The following is a 24697-nucleotide window of genomic DNA, read 5'->3' as shown; positions in this document are numbered from 1 at the left end:
TAGAAACCCAGAAACCGCTCCGTTACCTCCGGCGAGGTAATGGAACGGGGCACTATCGATATCACCTCTTTGCCGGGCGGACTGGACCTGCAAGCCACCGTCGAGAGCGGCCAGTCGTACCTCTGGGACCGCGAGGACGGCCGGATGTACGAGCGGGAAGCGGCCAGCGGCGGCGACGCGTGGTACTGGACCACGCTCCGGAGCGACGATGGACCGGTCGTCGTCCGCGTCCGCCAGACCGACGGCGAACTGATGTGGGAATCGTCTATCGACGCCGAATCGCGCGTCCAGATGCTGCTCGGCCTCGACGACAACTTACCGGCAATCCGCGAGACGGCACCACCCGACGCCGTCGTCGACGAGGCCTTCGACGCCTACTGGGGGATGCGTATCGTCCGCGACCCGGCGTTTCCCACGCTGATTTCGTTCATCTGCTCGGCCCAGATGCGAGTCGGCCGCATTCACGGCATGCAGCAGGCGCTCCGTCGGGAGTTCGGCGAGACCGTCGCGTTCGACGGTCGGACCTACGACGCCTTCCCAACTCCCGTCGCGCTAGCGGCCGCGAGCGAGGCGGAACTTCGAGACCTGAATCTGGGGTATCGCGCCCCCTACGTGAAGCGGAGCGCCGGGATGGTCGCCGACGGCGAGGCACGTCCCGAGGACGCCATCGGTTTAGACTACGAGGACGCGCGCGAAGCGCTGACGGCGTTCGTCGGCGTCGGCGATAAAGTGGCCGACTGCATCCTCCTGTTCTCGCTCGGCTACCTCGAAGCTGTGCCGCTGGATACCTGGATTCGAGGCACCATCGAGGAGTACTATCCCGAGTGTGACCGCGGCAACTACGCGGAGACCTCCAGAGCCATCCGGGAGACCCTCGGCGGCGAATACGCCGGCTACACACAGACCTACCTCTTTCACTATCTCCGCTCGGGCGGGCGAGAGCAGTAGTCGCGGCGTCCGCCGTGACGCTATTCACTGCCAGTGTGCTGTCTCTTTCCGCGAGTATCGCACTGGTATCAGATGCGATACTGTATGGTAATTTTTAAATCTAAAAGTGAAGAGTATCAGTCAATGTCTGATGAGAATGCTGGGACATGCGGTCGACGGTCGTTTCTGAAGCACGTGACGCTGGGTGGGGCGGCGATGGCGACGACGGGAACTGCCACTGCCACCCGAACACCGAAAGCGGCTCTCGGCGGGAAGACCGCTTCCGCGAACGCACAAACCGGCCCAGATATCGTCACGCTTCCGTTCAAGCGGTGGACCGAATCGGTCGCGCCGTCGGGGGACACGACCGCCGCCGATTTCTACGGCGCTGCGAGTCGCGACGACGGAACCGTCTTCGCCGTCGGTGCACTCGACGCGTTCTCGACGGACGGCGAGGACGGCTGGGTCGTCGCGGTCGGATCCGATGGCCACGTTCAGTGGCGCGAGACGTTCGCCGAGTCGACGTTCGACGGACTGTACGACGCGCAGGTGACCGACGATGGCGGCGTTGTCGTCTGCGGGCACGGTGGCGGCGACGGGAGCGAAGATGCCGTCCGCAACGCCTGCTTCGCTCGTCTCGACGGAGAGGGGACCGTACAGGCGCGTGCTGTCTACCAATCGAAGGACCGGACCAACGCCCGCGCGATTGCGCCGCTCGGGGACGGTGAGTACGTCATCGCCGGTGACGTCGGCGTCGAATCGTGGGGCGACGTCGATTACGACGCCATCGACGGCTGGATGGCACGCGTCACGAGCGACGGCGACGTCGTCTGGGAACAGACGCTGTCGGCGGACGGCCACCGGTCGCTCGAAGGCGTCGCCGTCGGTCCCGACGGGGATATCTACGGGGTCGGCCTGAGCGAGGACGACGGACTCCTCGTGAAGATGACGGCCGACGGCGTGACGGAGTTCGTCAAGCCCTTCGGCGGGTCCGAGTACGACGAGCTCCACGACGTCGCCATCACGGGCGACGGCGTACTCGGCCTCGGCGGCTACACGGAGAGTTTCGGCGGCTACAAGGGGTGGCTCGTGGTAGTCGACCGGAACGGCGACCCGATAACGAGCAAGAGCTTCGGTCTCGCCGACGGAGACGGCAACGGGGAGACGGTTCGCGCGCTGACGACGACGCAGTCCGGCGGTTTCGTCACCGTCGGCGAGCGGATGACTATCGAAGAGTCCTTCTTCTCGACGGACTACACGTACCACGGCGGCGTCGTCAGAAGTTTCTCGGCGGAGGGGACACTACAGTGGGCACAACGGCACGACGCGGACCGTGGGTCCCGCCCGATGAGCGTCACCCCTCGCGGCGAGAACGCCTACACGCTTGCCGGCCAATATACGAACACGCCGTCCGGCTACGTCTCGGGACTCGAAGTCGTCGACAACGAGGTCCCGGTTCCCGACTTCTCGCACTCGCCCGAGAACCCGGGGCTCCAAGAAGTGAGCTTCGACGCCGCTGCCAGCGCGGACGGCGACGGCGAAATAGCGACCTACGAGTGGGACTTCGACGGCGACGGCACGTTCGAGTCGAGCGGCAAATCGACGACCTACGAGTTCACCGAAGAGGGAGAACACCGTGTCTCACTCAGAGTGACCGACGACCGAGGAACGACGGCGACGAAAGAAGTCATGATACCGGTCGAAAACGAGCCCCCGTCGCCGGCGTTCGGGACGAGTTCGTCCCCGACCGCGGGCGCGCCCATCACGTTCTACGCCGACAACGTCACCACCGACCCGGACGGCGAGGTCGCCCGCTACGAGTGGGACCTTGATGGTGACGGGTCGTTCGAGACGGAGGGGGCTACTGTCACGGCGACCTACAACGAATCAGGTACCCGGAACGTGACGGTTCGGGCCATCGACGACGTCGGCGCGATGGGGACGAACACGTCCGCCGTCGACGTACAGAGTGCTGGACTAATCAGTGGGTCGGGGCCGCTACTACCCGGCTGGGCGACGGTCGCCGTCCCGGTTCTTTCGACGCTGGGGTACGCGCTCTACCGAGGCGAACGACGCGACGAGTAATCGGGAGAGTGTGGGTCCCAGACGTTTCCGCGACGAGTGAGCGTTGGACAAACCGGCGGTCCCGCTCCACCGGTCGACGGCGTCGTCAGAGCGGATTATAGATCCCGTATTTGAGTAAGGTCCGAACACCGAGGGATAGTTCACGGCTTACTTTCTCCGCCCTATTTGCTATTATCTCGCATGGGAAACCCCGAGACTCCAGACGGGTCGGCCGTAGTGATCTCGAACGACGCTCCCGGCTCAGTGACCGCGGTCAGGTCGCTGGGCCAGCGCGGCGTCAGGACCATCGTCGCGTCCGACAGCGACCGGTCTCCGGCGTTCACCTCGAAATACTGCGACGAACGGGTGCGGTTACCCAGCCCGTACGACGACCTCCTCTCGTATCGGGACGTGCTCCTCGACCTCGCTGCGCGCCCGTCGGTGAAGACTATCGTTCCGGTGCGAGAGGAAGACGTTTACGTCCTATCGAGATACCGCGAGGCGTTCGCGGAGCACCTCACACCGGTGTGGCCGACGATGGAGACGCTAGCGACGGTCCACGACAGACTCGACCTCTTTTCGGCCGCCGAGCGTGCCGGCGTCACCGTGCCGGAGACGGCACTGCTTACCGACGTGGAAGAATGGGACCGCCGCCTCATCGCGAAGGGCCGCTACGGCGCGCTCACCAACTACTACGTCGAGGAGATTCCGCCGACGGAGTCGTGGTCGATGCCGAACACGCAGTACTTCGAGCCGGGCGACCCCCCCGACGTCGAGAATCTAATCGACCGCATGGGACACGTCCCTATCGTCCAAGAGTACGTCCCCGGGACCGAGTACACCATCCGAGCGCTGTACGACGAGGGAGAGGCGCTGTTCAGCACGCAGAAGGCCCTCCGTCGAGGATTCAAGTACCCCCGCGGCCCCAGCGTCTACCACGAGGCCGTCAACATTCCGGAACTCCGAGAAGCGGGACTCGCGGTGTTAGACGAGTTGGAGTGGCACGGCGTGGCGTCCGTCGGGTTCATCCGGGACGAGGAGACTGGCGAATTCGAGATTCTCGAGATCAATCCACGGTTCTGGTCGTCGCTCCCCTGTGACATCCACGCGGGGGTCGACTACCCGCTATACTACTGGCGACTCGCCAACGGGGACAGCGGCCCGTTTACACCCGACTACCGGCCCGGAACGGCATCCCATTTCATCCGCGGCGAAATCAGTCACCTACACAGCGTCGCGACGGAGCAGTACCCCTTCGTCGAGAAGCCGTCGCTGCTGCGAACGGCCGCGGAGATGGTCGGCTCGATGGTCACGCAGCCGCACTTCGACTACCTCAGCAGTAACGATATCCGGCCGTTCGTACGCGACACGCTGAACGCCGTCCTAGAGGGACGAGATATCGGGTCATCGCGCCCGACGACGCCACTGTCAGCGGAGAGTCGTCTCGTCGATACAGAGGCTGGGGCTGAGGGTGCCGAGCGAAAAGTGAACACCGACCGCCGGGCCTAACTGCCCGCCGCGAGTAACCACGAGCATGGCGCGCCGACGAGTTCACGTCTACGTCTCCGGCCGAGTACAGGGCGTCTACTATCGAGCCACGACGCGGGACACGGCCCGCGACCACGGTGTCGACGGCTGGGTGACGAACCTCGACGACGGCCGCGTCGAAGCGGTGTTCGAAGGCGGCCCCGACGCCGTCGAGTCGATGGTCGAGTTCTGCCACGAGGGGAGCTCCCGAGCGGACGTCGTCGACGTCGACGTGACCGAAGAAGACCCCGAAGGAATCGACGGTTTCGAAGTCCGCTGGTAGCGCCACACCGCCCGCCACCCCGCTGTCGCCGCCATCGTTACCACGCTGGCGGGCGAACCGCCGCTCATGCTCACCGGTACAGAGATGGGCGTCGTCGACGAGAACGCCGCGGCACTCGGTGTGCCACGCAAACAGCTGATGGAGTCCTCCGGCAACGCCGTCGCGCAGGCGGTGCGGGACCAGGCCGATCCCGGCGACGGCGTGACCATCGTCGCTGGCCGCGGAAACAACGGCGGAGACGCCCTCGTCGCCGCACGGTTTCTCGACGAGTTCGACCTCCGAATCTTGCTGCTTGGCCGCCCCGAGACCATTACGACCGACATCGCCCGCGAGAACTGGGACGCGCTCCAGTCCGCAGAATACGCCACGGAACAGGTCCGCGACGCGAGCGACGTCTCGCTCTCCGACCCTGCCGTCGTCGTTGACGCGATGCTCGGAACCGGCATCAGCGGTGCGTTGCGCGAACCCGAAGCGACGACAGCGAGCGCGATGAACGACGGCGACGCCCCGGTCCTCTCGGTGGACGTACCGTCGGGCCTGGACGCTGAAGACGGAACGCTCGCGGACAACGCCGTCCACGCCGACCACGTCGTGACGTTCCACGACACGAAACCCGGGCTCCCCGAACTGGACGCCGAGGTCACCGTCGCAGACATCGGCATCCCCGACGCCGCCGAACTGTTCGTCGAGCGCGGGGACCTCACCCGCCTCAGTCGGGCCAGCGACGCGCACAAGGGCGACAGCGGCGAAGTGCTCGTCGTCGGCGGCGGTCCCTACACCGGCGCGCCAGCGCTCTCCGCACAGGCGGCGCTCCGGGGCGGTGCCGACCTCGTCCGCGTCGCTGCCCCCGAATCGGTCGCCCGCGAGATACAGGGCTACACAGAGAACCTCATCGTCCGCGAGTACGAGGCCGACGTGCTCGGCCCCGAACAGGTCGACTGGCTCTCGGACCTCGCCGACGGCCACGACACAGTCGTCCTCGGTCCCGGGATGGGCGACGCCGACGAGACGCTATCGGCCGTCGAAGAGTTCCTCGGCGACTACGAGGGCACCGCCGTCGTCGACGCGGACCCCCTCGCCGTCGTCCCCGATATAGAAACCGACGCCGAACTCGTCTGTACGCCCCATCAGGGCGAACTCCAGAAGATGGGCGGAGAGACCAGCGACGACTGGCGCGAGCGGGCGGACCTCGTCGAGTCCTTCGCTGCCGACATCGGCCACACGCTGCTCGTGAAGGGTGCGTACGATGTGATCACCGACGGCGAGGAGACGCGCATCAACCGCACCGGCAACCCCGGAATGACCGTCGGCGGCACCGGCGACGTGCTGGCTGGTGTCACGGGCGCGCTGACCTGTGTACAGGAACCGCGCCACGCGGCCGCTATCGCCGCCTACGCCGTCGGCGACGCGGGTGATTCGGTCGTGGACGAACGCGGCTACGGACTGGTCGCGACTGACTTACTGGGAGAAGTGCCGCCGGCGCTGTGGAGATGACCATTAGACGCCGAGCCACTCGTCGTTCCGGACCGAATAGCCGTTCCGCCGACAGAACTTCGCCGCCTCCCGGCGCACCTCTCGGGACCCGGGGAGCTTCTCCTTCCCGTGGATTCGCTCGACGATCCAGTCGCTGATGACCTGGATGCCCTCGTCCTCGTCGTCCTCGTCGATCGCCTTGAGTTCCCGAAACGTCTTCTCGTAGGCTTCCCGCTGTGAGGTGCCGAGTTCCACGTTCGAGAGCGACTCGCTCGCTTCCACGATTCGCTTCATGGCCGCGGCGATTCTCGGCCGCTGTACCCGCATTCGGACGGCGGCGGTCGAGCTGAACCGCTCCTCGTCCGTGTCCGGGACGAGTTCCTCGACGGCGTAGCTCTCGTCGCCGTCGGTCACGGTTTGGTCGCCGACCGCCGCGACGACGTCGCTCCCCGTCGCTGGGAACTCCACCACGTCGAGCGCCGCCTCGAAGTCGTCGAGTTCGGCCGGGTCGGCCGGTGGTTCCGTCTCGTCCTCGCGCTCGAGTTCCGCGACGATGTCGCGCTCTCGTTGGCGTCGCTCTGCGTCATGCGCTTGCTTATCTCGTCCAGATTTGTCGTCTGCCATCACTACGTGTAGGATTTACAATTGGATAACCCTGTGGTCGGCACCGGGGGTCGACGGTGGTCGCCGTCAGTGACCAGGTTTCAAGCGGACGCCCCGACGAGGTCGCCCGCTTTCGCCCGGGACTGCTCGACGATGTCGGGGCGGGCCTCGAACTCGATGACGACCTGGTCGCCGTAGTCGACGGTCTCGACGTGGGCGTGGTCGTGAATCCACGACACGACGCTCATCGTCTCGTCGGTCATCGGTAAGACGAGGCGCTCGCGTTCGTAGTCGGGGAGTTCCGCGTCGATGCGAGTGGCCAGTTCCTCGATGTTCAGCCCCTCTTTGCCGCTGACGGCCACGGGGTTGGGAGCGAGTTTCGAGAGGGCGTCTCGCTTCCGGCGAACCTCCTCTTCGTCGACGACGTCGGTCTTGTTCAGCACCGTCACGATGGGTGCCTGGTTGCGCTCGTAGAGCGTGTCGTGGCTCGTCACCAGTTTCTCGCGAATCTCCTCGACCGACTCGGAAACGTCGACGACCAGCAAGACGAGGTCGGCGCGGTAGACCGAATCCAGCGTGGACTTGAAGGACTCGACCAACCAGTGCGGGAGGTCCTGGATGAACCCGACAGTGTCGGTCACGAGGACGTCGCGTTTGCCCACCTGCGCCCGGCGCGTGGTCGTTCCGAGCGTCGTGAACAGCCGGTCCTCGCTCTCTGCGGTCGTATCGAGGTCGGGATGGAGGTCCTCGTTCTCGTCGACCTCCAAGTCGTCGGCGAGGCGGCGGAGCAGCGTCGACTTCCCAGCGTTGGTGTAGCCCGCGAGCGCCACGAGATCGAACCCGGACTCCCGGCGCTGTTCGCGGCGGTGTTGCTCGGTCTCCTCGATGGATTCGAGCTCGTCGCGGATGTTCGATATCTGCTTTTTGATGTCCTCTTCGCGGGTCTCGTCGTACTCGCCCAGGCCCATGAACCCCGGGCGCTCGTCGCGCTTGGCGAGGCTGGCCTTGGCTTCCGCTCTGGGCAGTTCGTAGCGCAGTTCGGCCAGTTCGACCTGCAACTGTGCCTTCCGCGTCTGGGCGCGCTGCCCGAAGATCTCGAGGATGAGGCGGAATCGGTCGACAGCCTGGACGCCTTTCGGGAGCTCGTTCCCGATGTTGTACGTCTGATAGGGGCCCAGCTGGTTGTCGAAGATGACCGTAGTGGCGTCTTCGAGTGCCACTTTGTTGGCGAGTCGCGTCACCTTCCCTTCCCCGAGGTGATATGCCGGGTCTTCGGTTCTGGTCTGTGTGACTTCCCCGACCACTCTGTACCCGGCGGCCCGGGCGAGGTCACGAATCTCTTCGGTGTTTGCCGTGCCGCTGTCGACCCGCTTTACGACAACCGCACGCTCGGTGGTGTGTGTCGCCGTCACTTACGCGACAGTACGCCGTCCGATTATTTAATCTGCGGGGTGGCTCGTGTGGCTCCATCAGTGATACTCTGAGCACAAAGGATTTAATAGATGATATTCTGGTACTCAGTATGGTCGAATTTGTGTTACAACTAGACGGGTTCAATCTCCCGCAAATGGGCCTCGAACTGGGGACGGGTGGTCTTATTGGCGGTATTATCGGATTTGCTGCCAAAAAGATAGCCAAGATCATCGCCGTCATCGTCGGGCTCGAACTGGCGCTCTTTAAATTCTTAGAGACGCGCGGCATCCTCGAAGTGAACTGGCAGGCTATCGGTGGGGCCGCTCAGAACGCCACGCAGGGCGCGACCGAGACTGCCGCAGGACAACCGCCGTCGTGGATGATGTCGGTTATCTCGGCGCTCCCGGTCAGCGCGGGCTTCACCGGCGGTTTCCTCGTCGGCTTCAAACAGGGATAACTCGGAGAACGGGTCTTTTCGCGGCCGTGACTCACCCTCGCGTGCTGATGTCGTCTTCGTCCTTGATGATCTGCGTCTCGGCTTCGCCGCTCGTGTGTTCGTTGACGAGGTCGTAGAACTCGTTTTGCATCCCCGCTGGGAACGTGAGGACGCCGACCCACGACCCATCGGACTGCCACTCCTCGCGTTCGAGGTCGCCGAACTGTCGAATCTGGGCCTGCGCGCTGCCGGCGTAGTCGGCGGGCACCTGCACGGCGACGGTCACCTCGTCGAAGCGGATGGGGATGACCGGCCGCAAGGCGTCCAACGCCTCGTCGACCTGTGCCTCGACGGGTTCCATCGGGTCGACGCGGAAGTCCGTCTCTTCGAGCGCCGACTCGATGCGTTCTGGCGGATGGGGTGCGTCGTCCATCTGCGGGTTGACGGCGTTGCGGGTTATCTGTTGGACGAGTTGTTTGTGCTTCTGTTCTTGCATCTCACGGCGCTGGTCGGCCGTGATCTGTATCTCCCCCCGGTCGACGACTTCGGGGATTATCTCCATCGGGTCGGTGGTTCCAAACACCTCTTTTAAGCTCTCCTCGGGTGGCCGGTCACCCCGAGAGGCGTCCTCGAAGACGTCCTCGGCCGCGATGACGTCCTCTAACTCGCCCTCGAACTCACCGCGTTTCATCGCCAGTGCCGCGTCGGGATCGACCAGTACCTCGAAGCGCTGTCCGTGCGATTCGAGGCGCGCCGTCACAGCCTCGTCAAGCGATATCATACCCGTCGGTAGCGGGGGGGCGGTTAAAGTCCTTACTGCGTCGGTCGATTCGAACACCCCCAGACGCGGTGAAATCAGAGAGAAAGACGGAACAGCGGGACCGCGGTTACTCCTCGTCTTCCGGTTCGTCGGTCTCGTCGCCCTCGCCCTCTCCCTCGGACGGGAGCAGGTCGGCGTCGGCGAGGTGGTCCGCTTTCTCTTCGTCCGTCAGCTCGCGGAACCGCTCGGTCTCGACGTCGATGACGGCGACGCCGATTCCTTCTGGGGAGAGTTCGTCGTCGTTGGCCGAGGCCAGCGCCGCGAGCGCCAGGTCGACGCCCGCGTCTAGGTCCATCTCCTCGTCGTAGTGCTCTTCGAGGTAGTCGCGAATGTCGCTGCGGTCGGCACCGACCGCGAGCGCCTTCCATTCGTAGGGCGTCCCCGAGGGATCGGTCTCGTACAGGCGGGGTTCGCCGTTGGCGATGCCGGCGATGATGAGCGCAACGCCGAACGGTCGCGCGCCGCCGACCTGCGTGTACTGCTGGATGTAGTCCGTGATCTCTTTCGTGAGCGTCTCGACGCCGACGGGTTCGCCGTAGCGCAGCTGGTTGACCTGTGCCTGTCGACGGGCGAAGTCGATGAGCTGCCGGGCGTCAGCGACGTGGCCGGCGGAGGCGATGCCGATGTGGTCGTCGGCCTTGTGAATCTTCTCGACTGAGGAGCGCTCCATCAGCGGCGAGCGGATGCGTTTGTCAACGGCCAGTACCACGCCATCCTTGGTTCGGATGCCGATGCTCGCTGTGCCGCGCTTGACCGCTTCGCGGGCGTACTCTACCTGATAGAGGCGTCCGTCCGGTGAGAAGATAGTGATCCCCCGGTCGTAGGCCTGCTGTTGATTTTGTCCCTGCATAGTTATCGGAAATCGAGGTCTGTCGCGCCCACGAACGCGTCGTCTGTGCGCACGTCGACTCGCTTTCCACGGGCGTCGGCGTGCCTCTCTGCGTTCTCGAACACGACGTGTCTCTGTTCGAACGGTTCCCCCGGCCCGCCTATATACTTTTCTTCACACGCACGTACGGTGCCGCTCGTTCCCGTCACTCGAAGGCCGACGGGTTGCCCGTCGATAGCGTCGATACAGGCCAGCGCGGCCCGCGCCTCGTCGGTGTGCCCACGGCGAACCCGGACGATCGCGTGGCCCGTCCCATCGTCGTGAGCGAAGCGGATAACGGTCATGTCGGCGTCGGCGCTGCCCGGGTCGCCGAGGAGGTTCTGTGCGGCGTACCAGACTTCTCGCTGGAACGCTCGCCGGTCCACGTCGGCGTCGGGCAACGTCTCGACGCAGACCGCGAGATAGCGCCAGCGCGGCCGGAGGTGTTTCGGAAGGTGTTTCATCGTCCTGTCGTCGCACTCCGCATACTCGACGGTATCCCGCGCAAGTGAAGAACTGTCCGATACGGGTCGATTGTCGAAAACGGTCCGCTATCGGTATCGCGTTCGACTATCGCAGCGTCGACCCGATTCGACTGGCGCTGTCCTCTTCGTCGACCCGCCGCGGCGACTCGTCCTCGATCGGATTCCGGACCAGTAAGTACGCCGATGCCAGCCCCATTCCCACGGTTTCAGTGACGATGATGGGATCGACGGCGAGCAAGGCGGGAACGCTGAGCGCCGCGACGAGCAGGAACATGAGGACGGTCGCCGCTCGCGCCCAGGCCGCTCCGTCGACGATTCCGCCCGCCACCACCGCCAGCAAAAGCCCGGCGGCGAACGTCGCCGGAACCGACCCGGAGACCAGCATCGCGTCGCTCACCGCCGTCTCCACCATCGCCAATGCCCCGCCGATGAGGTACTTCGCCCCAACGACGGCCGCGAGCGAGGCGACGACGAGCGCACCGAATCTCGGGGTTCTCTCGGTCATATCGAAAGGTGACGCCTGTGAAACACATAAATGTATCATACTGTTCGCGACGCAAAATTAGGTTAGGCGTCGTCTATATCCTCGATCCTGACGCCCGGTTCGACGAACGCGTCGTCGGCGAGCCGCCGGTTCCGCTCGACGAGTGCTCCCCACTCTTCCAGCCCCGCGGTTATCTGCTCGGCGTCGAATCCGATGCGCTCACCGAGCGCGACGAGTTCTCGGGGGGCGCGAAACTGGAGGTGGCTGTGGGGATCGGCGCTGACGACGTAAGGCGCGTCGGCGTCGACGACGAGTTCTCGAAGCTTTCTGAGGTCCTGTAGCGCCCGGACGCGACTACCACCGCTCTGTCGCAGTATCGACCGGAGCGAGAACTCCACGCGCACGCCGTTTTCGGCGGCCGCTTTCGCCAGAACGTGGTTGAAGTCGCCGTCGCCGCGCATCGGGTGGGCGAGGACGTCGACGGCCGGTTGCTCGACGGCGAACCGGTTGATGTCCCGAGTGCCGCCGTGGACGGCGACGACCGTCTGTTTCGAGCGGTGGTTTCCGACGAGACCGCTGGCCTGCGAGCGGTCGTCGGCACGCACTTCGACGCCGACAGCGACATCGATGCCGTACTCCTCGGCGACGGTCTCGGGATCGTAATCGGCCGGTTCGTCGCCGTGGTTCCGGACGACGACGCCGTCGAAACCGTACTCGGCGGCGGTCAACGCGTGCCGCGCGACGGTGCTCTCACCGTCCGGATGGGCGTGGACGGCCTCGTACATCACAGCTCGTCGAGGACCTCGCGGGCGTTCGCAACCGCCTTCTCTCGCTTGGCGGGGTATGCCTCGACTTTCGCCCGCAGGGTGATGCCGTCACCGCGGCGCACCTCGCCGCCGAAGGCGGCCTGTTTGTCGAAGGTGAGAAAGAACGAACAGTTATCGTCGACTCTGTCGTCCAGTTCCGCTTTGACGGCGTCGATATCGTCTACCGTCGCCACCTGCGAGAGGACGTGGCGCACGTCATCCGCGTTCTCGACGCGTGCCGAGAGGACGACGATACGGTCGCCGTGATGGCCTTCGCTCTCGGCCCGTTCGATGGGGTACTCCGCCGGCAGAAAGGTGCGGAGCGCGTCCTCGACGCGTTTGTCGTCCTCCGTGGCGTAACAGAACGTCCGGAGGTCGACGTAGTGGAACGGAACCGACGACATGGGAACCTACGCTTCGTCCTCGGCCGCTTCGAGGTTGTCTTCCGGGACGCCCTGCTCTTGGCCGTCCTCGAAGGAGACGGTGTAGTTTGCGTCGCCGAACATCGTCTCGACGACCTGTGTGACCGTCCCCGTTTGCCCGTCGTAGTCGCTGTGCTCGTCGTGAAGCGTGACGCTGTCGTCTTCTTCGAATGCCATGTCCCGCGGTACTCGATGGCCGGTCAAAAAGGGACTGATTCGCCGCGGGGACCGTCGTCGTCCCGGACCCGTCGCGGACGGGCCGCTCGTCGGCCTCGCTCTTCCCGCTCGAACGAGTGTCGAAGAGTTATAGTGATTCTCACCCGTACAGAGAGGTATGACTGGTTCGTCTCTCTCCCTCCGGCCCCCGTCTCCGTGCGGTAGGTGCGACACGTTCGACGACGGCAGATGACCACCGTCGACGACCTGTGGTATCTCGCCGATGTCGCCAGCCAGCAGGCCGAACAGACGTATCACGAACTGACCGACGGCCACGATACCTTCGTGGAATTCACGCGCCACCGTCGCGTCCCGCGGCGGCGGTTCCGGAGCGTCGCCGAGGACGCGAGAGACCACGGCGCGCCCTACGGCGCGCACACGCTCACGTACCGACCGTCCGGCGAGTTGCTGTTAGTCCGCCACGAGGGCGTCGACATGTGGGTCTTACCGGGCGGCGAACTCGACGGTGACGAGTCCTTTCGCGAAGCCGCTCTCCGCGAACTCGCCGAGGAGGGCGGCGTCGAGGCAACGATCGAGGGATTGGGCATGGTCGGTCGCATCGAGTTCCACTGTGACGGCAACAACACCTGGGGCGTTCTGCCGGTGTTCGAGGCACGCGCCGAGACGACCGACATCGCCGTCGCGGACCCGGACGAAGAGATAAGTGACGCGCGCTGGTTCGCGGAGTTACCCGAAGACACCCGGGACCGCGCGGAGATCCTCCAGTGGCACGACCGGCGGTTCGCGTAGCTTGCGCTACCACATACTGAAGACGACGGAAAATTGAGATGGCGGCGCTTACGCTTGCTCTTCGGTCTGGGACTCCGCGGACTGCTTGTTCCGGCGCGACTTGGCCTTCTCGACGAACGGTGCGGCCACGCCGAGGTTGTCGGATGTCGTCGAGCGCGCTTTCTCCACGAACGGCGCGGCGGTAGCCCACTTCTCGCCGACAATCGCGCCCACGAGGGCACCGAAGCCAGCGCCGGTGCTGGCGGCGCTCCGCCCGACGAGTCCACCGAGAGCGCCACCGACTGCGCCGCCGATTGCTGCGTACTTTGCGCGACTGACCGCTCGTCCGACGCGTTCTTTCATACGTGTACTGTCGAGGGTCAGACGTATAAAAGTGACCGCCGAGGACTCTCCATTTGCCCCGTGTTCCCACGTTCGCTTCACGAAACGTGGGGCCGCCGAGCATCGAGCTATAAGCGTACCGTCACTTCGAGCTCTCCGGCCCGTAGGATTTTCCGTCGCGGGCATCGGCGTTCATCCGTCGCACCGTCGCCCGGGCGTTGCTGGCGTCGTAGCCGAACAGCACCGAACGGCCGTACTCCGCCGCGACCTCGACCGCTTTGGCGAGGTCGTCGATATCGACATCGACGGCGTACAGTTCGATACTGAACGGACTGTCGAGACGGTCGACGAACCCCTTAGCGAGTATCTCTAGCCAGTACGTCGTCGAATAGGCCATGTCGTAGATGGGGACGACGAACTCGTCGACGTACTCGGCGGTGTCGTCGACGCTGACCCCGGTTCGGGCTTCGAGGTGACCCGGATACGGGTCGGGATAGACGGTGACGTAGAGGTCGCCGGGCACGCGCTCTCGGGCGTCGGCGACGAACTCCGTGATGACGTTCGTGCGCCACGCCGACCAGTCTTCGTAGTCGCTCTCGGCGAACTTCCGCTCACAGCGCTCGCAGTGACAGTACTCCTCGCGGGGGAACCCCACGTCGTCTAAGCGTACGTCCTCGTTGACGTCGGCGGCCTCCTCGATGATGTCGAGTAGTCCCTCACGGTAGCGGTCGTGTGTCGGGCAGACGTACGTCCAGTCGAAGTACGGTTCGTTCCGCGTCGCAGCGGTGCCCTCGTCGTCGAACGCCAGCAGTTCCTCCTCGCCCTCGACGGCGTTGTCCCCGAAACACGACACCATGTTGACCGCGTCCTCGATGGGTTCGACGGCCCGGCCGGTGACATCCTTGACTTCGTAGAACGCCCGGTCGAACTCGGACCACCGGGTCTCCTCCTCGTTGCGCGTGACGACGCCGTACATGGGCGGCCGTAGGGCGGTAGGCCGGGTAAGGGTTCTGAAAAGGGTAGTCGGAAACGATACGACTTCGTCTTCCTCGCGTTATCGCTTGGTAGCGTACACCAACACGAGGGCGACGACGGCGACCAGGGCAAGTACCTTCTTCGACATCGTTTCGAGATGCGAACGGCGCTCGTAAAATACTATCGCCCAGATGATCACTCGCTCAGTCGTCGTCAGCCTGCGTCGCGTCGTCCGGTGTCCCGTCGTCCGTCACCGCGACGGCGTCGTGTGTGCCGACTGGCGGACGGTTGACCTCGGCGGCCGCGGTCGCCGACACGTCAGTTCGGTCCGCACTGCCGGTCTCGATGTCGGCCATTTCACCGCTCTCGCGGGCGTCTTGGTCGATACGCATCGAGCAGAAGTCGACGCCACACATCGAGCAAAAGCGGGCGTCCTTGTAGTTGTCGCCGGGGAGCGTCTGGTCGTGGTACTCGCGGGCACGGTCGGGGTCGAGCGCCAACTCGAACTGCTCGCGCCAGTCGAAGGCATAGCGCGCCTCCGAGAGCGCGTCGTCCCACGCGCGAGCACCTTCTCGTCCGTCAGCCACGTCGGCAGCGTGGGCGGCGATACGGTAGGCGGCTAAGCCCTCCCGAACGTCCTCCTCCTCGGGGAGGCCGAGATGTTCCTTGGGCGTGACGTAACACAGCATCGCGGCACCGGCACGGGCCGCCTCCGTCGCACCGATGGCACTCGTGATGTGGTCGTAGCCCGGCGCGACGTCGGTCACCAGCGGCCCGAGGACGTAGAACGGTGCGCCGTCGCAGATCTCCCGCTGGCGCTCGACCTGTCCGGCGATCTGGTCCATCGGGACGTGGCCCGGTCCCTCGACCATCACCTGCACGCCGTGATCCCACGCCGTCTGCGTGAGTTCGCCCAACGTGTCCAACTCGGCGAACTGCGCGTCGTCGCCCGAATCGGCGAGACAGCCAGGTCGGAGGCCGTCGCCGAGACTGACCGTCACGTCGTACGCGGCGAAGATTTCGCAGATATCCTCGAACTTTGCGTACAGCGGGTTCTGCATCCCGTTTTCTTCCATCCACTGTGCGAGGATGGACCCACCGCGGGAGACGATGCCGGTCTTGCGGCCGTCGGTCAGGGGGAGGTGTTCCAGCAGCACGCCGGCGTGTATCGTCATGTAATCGACACCCTGTTCGGCCTGTTTCTCGATGACGTCGAGCAGTAGCTCGTGAGTGATTTCCGTCGCGTCGCCGGCACGCTTGACAGCCTCGTATATCGGCACCGTACCGATGGGGACCGGCGAGTGTTCGACGTTCGTCTCCCGAATCGCGTCCAGGTCGCTCCCCGTCGAGAGGTCCATTACGGTGTCGGCGCCGTAGTGGACGGCGGTGTGCAGTTTCGAGAGTTCGCCCTCGATGTCGCTGGTCTCCTCGCTGTTGCCGATATTGGCGTTGACCTTCGTTCCGAACTCCGGACCGATGACCATCGGGTCCAGCGCGTCGTGCCCGACGTTGTTCGGGATCACGGCCTGTCCCTCAGCGACTTGCTGGCGGACGAACTCCGCTGAGACGTGCTCTCGTTCGGCGACCCGGTCCATCGCTTCTGTGACGGTCCCGCACCGTGCGGCCTCCAGTTGCGTCATGGATAACCTAGTTATATCACTAAGTTATAAAACTGCGGGTCGGCGGTTTTCGCGCGCATCCGAACAGCAAAGTGGGCGACTCACCAATCGCTACGTGATGAGCAACTGGCGTCGGCGAAACGTCCTCGCCGCCCTCGGAAGCGGCCTCGCCGCCGGAATCGGTGGGTGCTCCGGGCTGGCACAGTCGCGGGTACGGACCCTCGTCGCCGGGAGCCTACAGGCGGCCGCGAGCGGGACCCTCCAGCAGGAGACGACTGCCGAGTTGGCGGTCGAATCACACGGCTCCGTCCACGCTGCGCGGCTCGTCGCCGACGGGAAACGCGACCCCGAGATACTGGCACTGGCTGACCCAGCACTGTTCGAGCGACTTCTCGCAACCCCGTGGTACGCCGTCGTCGCCAGCAACGAGCTGGTGCTTTCGTACAACCCGAAGACGGACGGCGGCCAGCGGGTCGCCGACGCGCCGACGTGGACCGCACCGCTGACCGAGGCCGATGTCTCCTTCGGCCGCACCGATCCCGACCTCGACCCGCTGGGCTACCGGACGGTCTTCGCGCTCGAACTCGCGGCTCGCCGCCGCGACAAACCGACGCTCGCCGACGACGTACTGAAACCAGACCAGCGCTACCCCGAGACGCAACTGCTGGCGCAGTTCGAAACGGGGAGCGTCGACGCCGCCGTCGTCTACCGAAGCATGGCCGTCGAGCGCGACTACCCGTTCCGGGAACTGCCACCGGCCGTCAACCTCGGCGACCCCGCTTTCGCAGACGAGTACGCGTCCGTCCAGTACGAACTCCCCGACGGGACCGTCGCCCGTGGGTCACCTATCGAGTACGCCTCGACCCGCCGAACCGACGACGACGCGACGATGGAGGCGTTCGAGTCGGTGCTCTCGGGCTCGTGGCTGAGCGAACACGGTTTCACCGTCCGTGATCAGTACCCACGTATGGAGGGCGATGTCCCGAACGGTCTCCGGGGCTGAGACGCCGACCCGCGGCGCTGGTCCCGAACTCCGACACCTCGTTCCGGTGCTGGGAGCGGTGCTGTTGCTGTACTTTGTCGTCCCGCTCGCCGTCCTCGTCGTGACGTACTCGCCGACGGCGCTGACGCAATTGACTGCCGGATACGTCGTCGACGCCGCGACGACCTCGCTGGTGGCCGCACTCACCAGTACGACCATCTCGCTCGTCTTCGGCTTACCGCTCGCCTACTGGCTCTCGCGCAGCGACCACGTCCTCGCGACGCTGGCGCTCGGCGTCGTCGTCCTCCCGCTGGTACTGCCGCCCATCGTCAGCGGAATGCTCCTGTTGACCGTCGTCGGACCGGCGGGACTGGGCGGGCTCACAGACTTCCGACTGACCCGCTCGTTGCTGGGCGTCGTCGCCGCACAGACGTTCGTCGCCGCCCCGTTCTTCGTCGTGACGGCGAAGGCCGCCTTCGACGGCGTCGACGACCACTTCGAGGAAGCGGCCCGCTCGCTCGGTCGGAGCTGGGGCGAGACGATGCGGACGGTGACGGTCCCCTTAGCGAAACCCGGAATCCTCGCGGGCCTCGTTCTCACCTTTGCCCGAGCACTTGGCGAGTTCGGCGCGACGATGATGCTCGCGTACTACCCGCGCACCCTCCCAGTCCAGATCTGGGCGTCGTTCATTTCGACGGGCCTGGACGCCGCCCTCCCCGTCGCCGTCATCCTGCTCAGCGTCGCGCTCGGAACGTTACTCGTCGTGCACGCGCTTCGGGCGACACCGTGGCGGTAACCCCAACCAGGGAGTTTTAGCTCTATTGAATCCGGTATGACTAATCGGCCCGGATTCTCCTTCGGTCAGTACAAGTAATCGATGTAGCGCTGTGGAATGCAGTCTCTTCAACTGCTGTTAAGAATGGTGTGCTGCATACAGAGGATGGGTTCAGCAGAGAGTCAGTACTACGTGGCGAGTATTACACTTTCACGTCGCCAGTACGCTCTGCTCTAACCAGGCTTCGAGTTGGGAGACGAACGCTTCAGGACGTTCACGTGACACCCAGTGCCCGCACTGCTCGACCGTAACCAGATCGGCAACAGGCGCCACCTTGGCCGCGCGCTTCGAGAGGCTCGGCGGGACGAGTCGGTCTTCCTTCCCGTGAACGAAGAGGGTTGTCACGGGAAGGTCCGAGATTCGGTCGAAGTAATTCGTCCGCGGGCCAGAGAGATGCATCTCCAAACGAGCCCATCTGACGAAGGCGTCACCCGAGTTCGGGCGCTGGAGCTGCCGATGAACGTCGTCAACGAACTCCTCGTCGATGTTCTCGGGGAGGGCCACGTTCCCCATAGACGCCTTCGTCACCTTACGGCTCTTCTTCATCGTCCACCACGATGTCTCTAGAAGTTCCGGGATTTTTACTGTCACGGCGGTCTTCCGGCCGCCAGGTACCTGATTGCCGAGACCGTAGCTGTCGACGAGGACGAGCCCGGCAACGCTGTCCGGGTGGCTGAGCGTATAGCCAAGGACGATTCCGCCACCTTTCGAAATGCCGACGAGCGTCGCCTCGTCGAGACCCAGTTCTCTGAGAAGGACATCTAGCACACCAATATAGAAGTCAGTCGTCGGTTCGACGTCCTGGGGGAGACGGTCACTCTCCCCGTATCCCGGTAAATCCGGTGCATACACGCGATACGATTCTGCGAGCGACGGGGCGGTCTTCTTCCAGGATACGCCCGCGGCATCCGGTCCAGCGCCGTGGACGAGGACGATTGGCGTGGCGCCCTCGGGGCCGTCGATGTGACAGCGAACAGTCAGTCCATTGACATCGATATCTCGTGTCTCGTCTCGAACCTTGCTCATATAAAAAAGTCGGTATAGACGCCTAAATAGCGTGGGCTTGCGATAGACGCCGTGAGGTCTCATCAGATCCGAATTGCTTCTATCACGCCCGCTCGACCGATTTTTCCACGACGCGAACGTCCTCGATGGCTGCCACTGGATACTCGCCGTCGGCGTCCTTTTCGCTCGCTTTCACCATATCCCAGACGACGTTCAAGCCGGTCGTCACGCCCTCTAGCGCTTCCATCTCACACCCCGTCTTGCCGACTGTCTCGACGGCGACTGTGAGTGTGACCGCCTCCTCGCCCACGTCGAACTCGACATCGACGTTGGTGATGGGAATCTGGTGACACATCGGAATCGTTTCCCACGTGTGCTTGACAGCCTGAATCGCGCCGATGCGCGCCGTCGCCAGTACGTCGCCTTTCGCCACGTCGTCGGCGGCGATTGCCGCGATCGTGCTCTCCGAGAGGGAGATTTCGCCGCGGGCGACCGCCCGGCGCTCGCTGTTGGCCTTCCCGCCGACGTCGACCATTTGTGCGTCCCCGTCGTCGTCGACGTGCGTGAACTCGTCGCTCATGCGCAAGAGTAGCGGGACACGCCGCAAAACTGTGATGGGTCCTTGTTTCCGCCGCTGTGGTTTATCGAGGTTCTTCCCTGGGTCAGTCCCTCGCTACTGCTCCGCGGTTCGCTATGGTCGCCGCTCCGTCGAGGGTCTTCCCTGCGGTCAGACCCTCGCTATCTCCTCACGAGCCCGAGTAAATGCCCGACAGCGGGCGCTATCAGTTCCTCGCTCCCGAGTCGGGCGGCGTTCTCACTGCCGGGCAGACAGAAGACGAGCCGGTCGTCGACGACGCCCGCCGTCGCGCGCGAGGCCATCGCCATCGGACCCACCTCCTCGTAAGAGAGCCAGCGGAACAGCTCGCCGAAGCCGGGAATCTCGCGGTCGAACAGCGCGCCGGCGGCCTCGACGGTCACGTCGTCTTCGGTCAGGCCAGTCCCGCCCGTCGTCACGACGACGTCCGCACCGTTGTCCAGCGCCGCGGCGACAGCGTCCGCGATCGCGGGAGCGTCGTCGGTAACGAGCTGGCGGTCCAGTACCTCGTGGTCGGCGTCTTCGAGAGCCGTCTCGATAGCGTCGCCAGCGGAGTCAGACTCCAGCGACCGTGAGGAGGAGACGGTGAGGACCCCCACCGTCACCGCGTCGGCATCGTCGTCGTGGTGGTCGTCGGGGCCGGGACGACTGTCGTGTCCGTCTCCATGCTCGTCGTGGTCGTGACTCATGTGCGGTGACAGTCGCCGCCGGGTGAAAAACTGTCGGCGAGCGCGTCGCGGCACGACACCACCGATAGCGCGCGGCGACTCTCACTCGGCGAGGATGTGAGCGGGCAGTTCGTCGCGGATGATGGTGTCGCAGTACTCACAGCGCACGCCGTCGTCGACGACAGCAAAGCGAGACTGGACGGGTTCGTCCTCGGTCGTGATGCAGTTGTGGTTCGGACATTCGAGGACGCCCACGACCACGGAGGGGCGCTCGACGCGGTGCTTCTCGACGACATCGTAGTCCCGAACGATGTTGATAGACGCTGCGGGAGCGATGAGCGAGAGGACGTCGACCTCGTTCTGAGAGAGTTCCCGACCCTCTACTTTCACGATGTCTTTCTTCCCCAGTCGGTCAGAAGGCATGTTCATCGCCACGGAGACGGACTCGCCGCTGGTGCCATCAATGCCGAGGATGGCGAGGACGTTCAGTGCTTGTCCGCCCGTAATGTGGTCGATGACGGTACCGTTACGAATCTTCGAAACGCGAAGTTCCTGGTCGTCGTCGCTCATGTTTCACCTCCGAGTATCAGGTCGAGAAGTGCCATCCGTACCGGGACGCCGTTGTGGGCCTGCTGGAAGTACTTCGCGTGGTCGGTGGCGTCTACGTCGTGTGCAATCTCGTCTACCCGCGGCAGCGGGTGCATCACCGTCAGGTCGTCTTTCGCCGCCTCCAGGGTTTCGCTGTCTATCTGATACTGGCCGGCGACTTCGCGGTACTCGCTCTCGTCCGGGAAGCGCTCGCGCTGGATACGAGTGACGTAGAGCACGTCCAATTCAGGCAGCACCTCCTCCAATCCGGTGTGTTCGCGGACCTCGGCCCCTTCTTGATGCAGATCGTAGCGAACCGAGCGGGGCAGTTGCAGCGACTCGGGGCTGATAAAGTGCTGGCGAGCGTCGACGTTAGTTAGGGCGTGGGCCAACGAGTGGACCGTCCGGCCGTATTTCAGGTCGCCCATGATGCCGATGGTGAGGTCGTCGAACCCCGCGTTCTCCCGAATCGTGTAGAGGTCGAGTAAGGTCTGGGTCGGGTGCTGGCCCGCCCCGTCGCCGGCGTTGACGAGCGGCACGTCGACGAATTCGCTGGCCATCTTCGCCGATCCCTCCATCGGATGGCGGAGCACGAGCGCGTCGGCGTACCCCTCGACGACGCGGACTGTGTCGGCCAGCGACTCTCCTTTCTTGACGCTCGACGATTCGACCGAGCCCATGTCGACGATGTCGCCCCCGAGGCGCTTCATCGCCGCCGTGAAACTCATCTTCGTCCGCGTACTCGGCTCGAAGAAGAGCATCCCGAGCAGCGTGTTCGCGTGCCGGTCCGCGAACGCCGTCGGGTCCTCGGCGATGTCGGCCGCGTGGTCGAGCACCTCCTCGATGTCGGCCCGCGACAACTGTTTCGCGCTGATGATGTGGTCGTGCCGCATCTCACTCGGAACCGCGCCCCCGACGCTCTTGAATCTCCCGACACGCCCCCAACGGCCACGATTATTGGCCACTGCCACCGGTCGGTTCGCTCGCACGCATCCGTGTCGCCCGCCGAGAATTCAAGAGCGATGGCGAAACCAGAGTCGGTATGTTCGCAATCGCTGGCGGCAAAGGGGGCTGCGGGAAGACCACGACGGCGCTAGGCCTGGCTCGCGGACTAGTGACACTCGGAGCGAATCCGCTCGTCGTCGACGCCGATCTCGACATGCCGGACCTCCACCACCGAGCGGGCGTCGCCCACGCTGCCGCCGTCACCGCTATCGCCGCCGGCGAACAGCCGACCGCTGTCGCCACATCGTCGCCGCGGTTCCCGAATGTCGACGTCCTGTCGTGCCGAGAGAGCGACACCGCGACGGCCGTGTCGGCGTTCGAGCGCCTCCGACGGTGTCATCGACCCGTCCTCCTCGACTGCCCGGCGGGGGCGAGCCCAGCCGCGGCAGCGCCGCTTCGCACCGCCGACCGGACCGTCCTCGTCTCGACGCCGGACGAACAGAGCCTGCAAGACACCGCGAAGACGGCGGCGATGGCGCGCCAACTAGACGCGCCGCCCGCGCTTCTCGTTCTCGTCCGTAGCGACGGCCGCGTCGACCCCTCGACGCTGTTCGACTGTCGGCAAGTCGTCCACGTCCCGAAACTGCCATCACCGCCGCTCCAAACCGAGGAATCGGCCGCACGATACCTAAGCGGCGCGAAATTATTGCACAAGCGGAATACTTAATCGGATGGAAGTGGCTATATTCTGATGGCATGGTGAACCGGCTACGGACGGGCATCGACGTTCTCGATCGGAAGCTCGATGGCGGCATCCCCGCCGGGAGCATCGTCGCCCTCACCGCACAGCCGGCCAGCCAGGCGGAGCTGTTCCTCTACGAACTCACCGCCACTCGCGGCACGCTGTGGCTCTCGCTCGACCGCACCGCCGAATCTATCGTCGCCAGCATCGAACACACGCCGGCTAATACCGGCGACCCGACGGTGCGACACATCTCTGGCGAGGCCCCCCTCGACAACGCCGGGAAGCTCGTCTCCGCGCTCCCCGAAACGTCGAACCTCATCGTGGACCCGCTTGACGTACTGGAGGCCCAGGAACCACCCTCGCGGTTTCGTGCGTTCATGAACGACCTCCAGAACCACATCGTCAACACCGGCAGTCTCGGAATCCTCCACTGTCTGGACGGCCGGGACGTCCCGCCGCTCCGGGATACGACCGAGCACTTCGCCGACGTGGTGTTCCAGCTCAAGACCACGACAACTAGCGACGAGGTGGAGAATCGCCTCGCCATCCCGAAGTTCCGCGCCGGGCGCGCCCCAAGCGACATCATCAAACTCGACCTCGTCGAAGAGGTCAGCATCGACACGAGTCGGGATATCGCCTAACCGCCTTTTTCTTCGTTGGGTTCGCGCTCCGCGCGAACCACGCCTCGAAAAACGTGGGCGAAAAAGGCTGGTCGTTCACTCCGTTCACGACCAGTGAAACCGCGCCTCCGGCGCGGTATGCTTCGCCCATCAGCCTGCCCTTCCCCGGGTCGCGCGACGGAGCGCGCTCCCGGCCATCACTCCGCCCCGCTACGCAGTCGCACCGCTCAGACCAGCGAAAAATCGAGAATCGGGAGCCGCGTTACTCTTCAGCGCCTTCGATCTCGTCGACGATCTCCTCGGCGTCGACGTCGGCGTCTTCGAGGGCTTCCTCGATGTCAGCGCCGCCGGCACCGCCCATGCCGCCCATCATGCCGCCCATTCCCATGCCCATGCCGCCGCCGAGCTCTTCCTGAACGATGATTCGGTCGACGTCGAGCAGTTGGGTGAGCTGCTGGGCGATCTGCTGTTTGCCCATCATCCACTGCTGGTTCATCGTTAGCTGCGGCGTCGCCTCGATGTAGAGTGTGTCCTTCTCGACCTGGACGGTTTCGAACTCGGGTTCGCCCTCGTCGTCCTCGTCGTCGGACTCGACGGGCTGCTCCTCTTCGACGGTGTCCGTCTCGAACCAGAGGTCGAGCTCCATGTCGAGCATCATCTGGATGATGCCCTGGGCCTTCTCCTCGCGGTCGGTGACTTCCTCGACGACCTCGTAGTCGTACTCGACGTCCTCGCCGGCCAGCGGGTGGTTAAAGTCCACGCGGGCGCGGCCGCCGATGATGGTCTCGACGTGGCCGTGCTGGCCGTCGACGTCGACGTGTGCGCCGGGGTAGCGGTCGTCTTCCGGAATCTTGTCCTTCGAGATGGTGCGGACCTCTTCCTCGTCGTACTCGCCGAAGGCGTCGGCGGCGGCGATGGTGACGCTGCCCTCGTCGCCGACATCCTTGCCGTAGATATCTTCCTCGACGTCCGGGAAGATGTGGTTCTCGCCGAGGACGATGGTTCGGGGACCGAACTCCTGTTCTTCGGTGTCGATGCCGTCGTCCGCGGCGACCTCTTCGTCCGTCGTGTCTACGAGTTGCCCGTCCTCGACGGTGCGGGCGGTGTAGGCGAGTTTGACGACGTCGCCCTCCTGCAGGCCGTTCTCGGTCTCTTCGTCGGCCGTCGCTTCTTCGGCTTCTTCTTCTACGTCTTCTGTGTCGGCCTCGGAGTCGTTGCTCAT

Annotated in this window: 29 protein-coding genes; 11 read left to right on the top strand and 18 right to left on the bottom strand. The window is 64.7% G+C overall.

From position 1 onward, the window contains the following. Nucleotides 1-39: 39 nt before the first annotated feature. From E4S61_RS03130 to E4S61_RS03110, 5 genes are all read left to right on the top strand, one after another. A complete protein-coding gene (locus E4S61_RS03130) occupies nt 40-948 on the top strand; it encodes a DNA-3-methyladenine glycosylase family protein (protein ID WP_135302443.1) in 909 nt (302 codons plus the stop codon). Nucleotides 949-1071: 123 nt separating this feature from the next. Beyond that, nucleotides 1072-3012 carry a PKD domain-containing protein gene (locus E4S61_RS03125; protein ID WP_167768394.1) on the top strand — a complete coding sequence of 647 codons (1941 nt, stop codon included), beginning with the start codon at nt 1072-1074 and terminating at the stop codon, nt 3010-3012. Nucleotides 3013-3192: 180 nt separating this feature from the next. Then, nucleotides 3193-4500, top strand: coding sequence for a carboxylate--amine ligase (locus E4S61_RS03120; RefSeq protein WP_135302441.1), 1308 nt, complete (start codon nt 3193-3195; stop codon nt 4498-4500). 25 nt (nt 4501-4525) lie between these two features. Continuing rightward, on the top strand, nt 4526-4801 hold the full coding sequence (locus E4S61_RS03115; RefSeq protein WP_135302440.1) for an acylphosphatase: 276 nt from the start codon (nt 4526-4528) through the stop codon (nt 4799-4801). 66 nt (nt 4802-4867) lie between these two features. Then, nucleotides 4868-6295, top strand: coding sequence for an NAD(P)H-hydrate dehydratase (locus E4S61_RS03110; protein ID WP_135302439.1), 1428 nt, complete (start codon nt 4868-4870; stop codon nt 6293-6295). Between the two features lie 3 nt (nt 6296-6298). Here the strand turns inward: E4S61_RS03110 and E4S61_RS03105 are convergent, their stop codons facing one another. Together E4S61_RS03105 and hflX are read right to left on the bottom strand one after the other, a co-directional pair. Further along, the gene (locus E4S61_RS03105; protein WP_135302438.1) at nt 6299-6898 is read right to left on the bottom strand and encodes a DUF5789 family protein; all 600 of its coding nucleotides are present in this window, start codon (nt 6896-6898) and stop codon (nt 6299-6301) included. A gap of 80 nt (nt 6899-6978) precedes the next feature. Beyond that, nucleotides 6979-8289 carry a GTPase HflX gene (gene hflX, locus E4S61_RS03100; RefSeq protein ID WP_135302437.1) on the bottom strand — a complete coding sequence of 437 codons (1311 nt, stop codon included), beginning with the start codon at nt 8287-8289 and terminating at the stop codon, nt 6979-6981. 110 nt (nt 8290-8399) lie between these two features. Here hflX and E4S61_RS03095 point away from each other — a divergent pair, with 110 nt between their 5' ends. Then, nucleotides 8400-8747, top strand: a complete 348-nt coding sequence (locus tag E4S61_RS03095; protein ID WP_135302436.1) for an FUN14 domain-containing protein — start codon at nt 8400-8402, stop codon at nt 8745-8747. A gap of 31 nt (nt 8748-8778) precedes the next feature. Here the strand turns inward: E4S61_RS03095 and E4S61_RS03090 are convergent, their stop codons facing one another. The 7 genes from E4S61_RS03090 to E4S61_RS03060 form a co-directional block, all read right to left on the bottom strand. Further along, nucleotides 8779-9507, bottom strand: a complete 729-nt coding sequence (locus E4S61_RS03090) for a ribosome assembly factor SBDS (RefSeq protein ID WP_135302435.1) — start codon at nt 9505-9507, stop codon at nt 8779-8781. Between the two features lie 106 nt (nt 9508-9613). Continuing rightward, entirely contained in the window at nt 9614-10396 is a 783-nt protein-coding gene (gene psmA, locus E4S61_RS03085; RefSeq protein WP_135302434.1) for an archaeal proteasome endopeptidase complex subunit alpha, read from the bottom strand. A 2-nt stretch (nt 10397-10398) separates the two neighbouring features. Then, a complete protein-coding gene (locus E4S61_RS03080) occupies nt 10399-10878 on the bottom strand; it encodes an Rpp14/Pop5 family protein (RefSeq protein WP_135302433.1) in 480 nt (159 codons plus the stop codon). Nucleotides 10879-10984: 106 nt separating this feature from the next. After that, complete coding sequence (locus E4S61_RS03075; protein WP_135302432.1) at nt 10985-11404, bottom strand: hypothetical protein; 420 nt, start codon at nt 11402-11404, stop codon at nt 10985-10987. A gap of 62 nt (nt 11405-11466) precedes the next feature. Next, nucleotides 11467-12168 (bottom strand): RNase P subunit p30 family protein, encoded by a 702-nt coding sequence (locus E4S61_RS03070; protein ID WP_135302431.1) that lies wholly within the window; start codon nt 12166-12168, stop codon nt 11467-11469. Then, complete coding sequence (locus E4S61_RS03065; protein ID WP_135302430.1) at nt 12168-12593, bottom strand: RNA-binding protein; 426 nt, start codon at nt 12591-12593, stop codon at nt 12168-12170. The genes E4S61_RS03070 and E4S61_RS03065 overlap by 1 nt, the downstream gene beginning before the upstream one ends. 6 nt (nt 12594-12599) lie before the next feature. After that, entirely contained in the window at nt 12600-12788 is a 189-nt protein-coding gene (locus tag E4S61_RS03060) for a DUF1918 domain-containing protein (protein WP_135302429.1), read from the bottom strand. A 228-nt stretch (nt 12789-13016) separates the two neighbouring features. Here E4S61_RS03060 and E4S61_RS03055 point away from each other — a divergent pair, with 228 nt between their 5' ends. Then, nucleotides 13017-13577, top strand: a complete 561-nt coding sequence (locus E4S61_RS03055) for an NUDIX hydrolase (RefSeq protein ID WP_135302428.1) — start codon at nt 13017-13019, stop codon at nt 13575-13577. Between the two features lie 48 nt (nt 13578-13625). On the opposite strand, the gene E4S61_RS25185 is transcribed toward E4S61_RS03055, so the two are convergent. The 3 genes from E4S61_RS25185 to thiC all read right to left on the bottom strand — a co-directional run bounded on the left by E4S61_RS25185 (nt 13626) and on the right by thiC (nt 16513). Beyond that, entirely contained in the window at nt 13626-13919 is a 294-nt protein-coding gene (locus E4S61_RS25185) for a glycine zipper 2TM domain-containing protein (protein ID WP_167768367.1), read from the bottom strand. 121 nt (nt 13920-14040) lie between these two features. Further along, nucleotides 14041-14874, bottom strand: coding sequence for a hypothetical protein (locus tag E4S61_RS03045; protein WP_135302427.1), 834 nt, complete (start codon nt 14872-14874; stop codon nt 14041-14043). 202 nt (nt 14875-15076) lie between these two features. Further along, nucleotides 15077-16513, bottom strand: a complete 1437-nt coding sequence (gene thiC, locus E4S61_RS03040) for a phosphomethylpyrimidine synthase ThiC (RefSeq protein WP_135302426.1) — start codon at nt 16511-16513, stop codon at nt 15077-15079. A gap of 97 nt (nt 16514-16610) precedes the next feature. Here thiC and E4S61_RS03035 point away from each other — a divergent pair, with 97 nt between their 5' ends. Both E4S61_RS03035 and E4S61_RS03030 read left to right on the top strand, forming a co-directional pair. Further along, nucleotides 16611-17495, top strand: a complete 885-nt coding sequence (locus E4S61_RS03035) for an extracellular solute-binding protein (protein ID WP_135302425.1) — start codon at nt 16611-16613, stop codon at nt 17493-17495. Continuing rightward, nucleotides 17470-18270 carry an ABC transporter permease gene (locus tag E4S61_RS03030; RefSeq protein WP_135302424.1) on the top strand — a complete coding sequence of 267 codons (801 nt, stop codon included), beginning with the start codon at nt 17470-17472 and terminating at the stop codon, nt 18268-18270. The genes E4S61_RS03035 and E4S61_RS03030 overlap by 26 nt, the downstream gene beginning before the upstream one ends. A gap of 189 nt (nt 18271-18459) precedes the next feature. Here E4S61_RS03030 and E4S61_RS03025 read toward each other — a convergent pair whose 3' ends face one another. The 5 genes from E4S61_RS03025 to pyrB form a co-directional block, all read right to left on the bottom strand. Then, nucleotides 18460-19335 carry an alpha/beta fold hydrolase gene (locus E4S61_RS03025; RefSeq protein WP_167768393.1) on the bottom strand — a complete coding sequence of 292 codons (876 nt, stop codon included), beginning with the start codon at nt 19333-19335 and terminating at the stop codon, nt 18460-18462. Nucleotides 19336-19417: 82 nt separating this feature from the next. Further along, nucleotides 19418-19894 (bottom strand): cyclic pyranopterin monophosphate synthase MoaC, encoded by a 477-nt coding sequence (gene moaC, locus E4S61_RS03020; protein ID WP_135302422.1) that lies wholly within the window; start codon nt 19892-19894, stop codon nt 19418-19420. Between the two features lie 158 nt (nt 19895-20052). Continuing rightward, a complete protein-coding gene (locus tag E4S61_RS03015; RefSeq protein WP_135302421.1) occupies nt 20053-20598 on the bottom strand; it encodes a MogA/MoaB family molybdenum cofactor biosynthesis protein in 546 nt (181 codons plus the stop codon). An 81-nt stretch (nt 20599-20679) separates the two neighbouring features. Next, nucleotides 20680-21147, bottom strand: coding sequence for an aspartate carbamoyltransferase regulatory subunit (pyrI, locus tag E4S61_RS03010; protein ID WP_135302420.1), 468 nt, complete (start codon nt 21145-21147; stop codon nt 20680-20682). Beyond that, a complete protein-coding gene (gene pyrB, locus E4S61_RS03005) occupies nt 21144-22058 on the bottom strand; it encodes an aspartate carbamoyltransferase (protein WP_135302419.1) in 915 nt (304 codons plus the stop codon). Before pyrB ends, pyrI begins: the two co-directional genes overlap by 4 nt. A gap of 149 nt (nt 22059-22207) precedes the next feature. Here pyrB and E4S61_RS03000 point away from each other — a divergent pair, with 149 nt between their 5' ends. After that, nucleotides 22208-22837, top strand: coding sequence for a MinD/ParA family ATP-binding protein (locus E4S61_RS03000; RefSeq protein ID WP_135302418.1), 630 nt, complete (start codon nt 22208-22210; stop codon nt 22835-22837). A 29-nt stretch (nt 22838-22866) separates the two neighbouring features. Further along, nucleotides 22867-23496 (top strand): RAD55 family ATPase, encoded by a 630-nt coding sequence (locus E4S61_RS02995; protein ID WP_135302417.1) that lies wholly within the window; start codon nt 22867-22869, stop codon nt 23494-23496. 241 nt (nt 23497-23737) lie between these two features. On the opposite strand, the gene E4S61_RS02990 is transcribed toward E4S61_RS02995, so the two are convergent. Next, nucleotides 23738-24697 carry an FKBP-type peptidyl-prolyl cis-trans isomerase gene (locus tag E4S61_RS02990; RefSeq protein WP_135302416.1) on the bottom strand — a complete coding sequence of 320 codons (960 nt, stop codon included), beginning with the start codon at nt 24695-24697 and terminating at the stop codon, nt 23738-23740.

Source organism: Haloarcula amylovorans, assembly GCF_004681185.1.
Taxonomy (GTDB): domain Archaea; phylum Halobacteriota; class Halobacteria; order Halobacteriales; family Haloarculaceae; genus Haloarcula; species Haloarcula amylovorans.
The sequence above is the reverse complement of the archived record's forward strand: the minus strand, read 5'-3'. Positions and strand labels throughout refer to the sequence as shown.

Coding starts and splice junctions, on each gene's coding strand:
- E4S61_RS03125 (WP_167768394.1), top strand. CDS start 1,072: ATGTCTGATGAGAATGCTGGGACATGCGGTCGACGGTCGTTTCTGAAG.
- E4S61_RS03120 (WP_135302441.1), top strand. CDS start 3,193: ATGGGAAACCCCGAGACTCCAGACGGGTCGGCCGTAGTGATCTCGAAC.
- E4S61_RS03115 (WP_135302440.1), top strand. CDS start 4,526: ATGGCGCGCCGACGAGTTCACGTCTACGTCTCCGGCCGAGTACAGGGC.
- E4S61_RS03045 (WP_135302427.1), bottom strand. CDS start 14,874: ATGTACGGCGTCGTCACGCGCAACGAGGAGGAGACCCGGTGGTCCGAG.
- E4S61_RS03070 (WP_135302431.1), bottom strand. CDS start 12,168: ATGTACGAGGCCGTCCACGCCCATCCGGACGGTGAGAGCACCGTCGCG.
- E4S61_RS03015 (WP_135302421.1), bottom strand. CDS start 20,598: ATGAGTCACGACCACGACGAGCATGGAGACGGACACGACAGTCGTCCC.
- E4S61_RS03030 (WP_135302424.1), top strand. CDS start 17,470: ATGTCCCGAACGGTCTCCGGGGCTGAGACGCCGACCCGCGGCGCTGGT.
- E4S61_RS03055 (WP_135302428.1), top strand. CDS start 13,017: ATGACCACCGTCGACGACCTGTGGTATCTCGCCGATGTCGCCAGCCAG.
- pyrI (WP_135302420.1), bottom strand. CDS start 21,147: ATGAGCGACGACGACCAGGAACTTCGCGTTTCGAAGATTCGTAACGGT.
- psmA (WP_135302434.1), bottom strand. CDS start 10,396: ATGCAGGGACAAAATCAACAGCAGGCCTACGACCGGGGGATCACTATC.
- pyrB (WP_135302419.1), bottom strand. CDS start 22,058: ATGCGGCACGACCACATCATCAGCGCGAAACAGTTGTCGCGGGCCGAC.
- E4S61_RS03090 (WP_135302435.1), bottom strand. CDS start 9,507: ATGATATCGCTTGACGAGGCTGTGACGGCGCGCCTCGAATCGCACGGA.
- E4S61_RS25185 (WP_167768367.1), bottom strand. CDS start 13,919: ATGAAAGAACGCGTCGGACGAGCGGTCAGTCGCGCAAAGTACGCAGCA.
- E4S61_RS03075 (WP_135302432.1), bottom strand. CDS start 11,404: ATGACCGAGAGAACCCCGAGATTCGGTGCGCTCGTCGTCGCCTCGCTC.
- E4S61_RS03000 (WP_135302418.1), top strand. CDS start 22,208: ATGTTCGCAATCGCTGGCGGCAAAGGGGGCTGCGGGAAGACCACGACG.
- E4S61_RS03035 (WP_135302425.1), top strand. CDS start 16,611: ATGAGCAACTGGCGTCGGCGAAACGTCCTCGCCGCCCTCGGAAGCGGC.
- E4S61_RS03025 (WP_167768393.1), bottom strand. CDS start 19,335: ATGAGCAAGGTTCGAGACGAGACACGAGATATCGATGTCAATGGACTG.
- thiC (WP_135302426.1), bottom strand. CDS start 16,513: ATGACGCAACTGGAGGCCGCACGGTGCGGGACCGTCACAGAAGCGATG.
- E4S61_RS03105 (WP_135302438.1), bottom strand. CDS start 6,898: ATGGCAGACGACAAATCTGGACGAGATAAGCAAGCGCATGACGCAGAG.
- E4S61_RS03065 (WP_135302430.1), bottom strand. CDS start 12,593: ATGTCGTCGGTTCCGTTCCACTACGTCGACCTCCGGACGTTCTGTTAC.
- E4S61_RS03130 (WP_135302443.1), top strand. CDS start 40: ATGGAACGGGGCACTATCGATATCACCTCTTTGCCGGGCGGACTGGAC.
- E4S61_RS02990 (WP_135302416.1), bottom strand. CDS start 24,697: ATGAGCAACGACTCCGAGGCCGACACAGAAGACGTAGAAGAAGAAGCC.
- E4S61_RS03060 (WP_135302429.1), bottom strand. CDS start 12,788: ATGGCATTCGAAGAAGACGACAGCGTCACGCTTCACGACGAGCACAGC.
- E4S61_RS03080 (WP_135302433.1), bottom strand. CDS start 10,878: ATGAAACACCTTCCGAAACACCTCCGGCCGCGCTGGCGCTATCTCGCG.
- E4S61_RS03110 (WP_135302439.1), top strand. CDS start 4,868: ATGCTCACCGGTACAGAGATGGGCGTCGTCGACGAGAACGCCGCGGCA.
- E4S61_RS02995 (WP_135302417.1), top strand. CDS start 22,867: ATGGTGAACCGGCTACGGACGGGCATCGACGTTCTCGATCGGAAGCTC.
- moaC (WP_135302422.1), bottom strand. CDS start 19,894: ATGAGCGACGAGTTCACGCACGTCGACGACGACGGGGACGCACAAATG.
- E4S61_RS03095 (WP_135302436.1), top strand. CDS start 8,400: ATGGTCGAATTTGTGTTACAACTAGACGGGTTCAATCTCCCGCAAATG.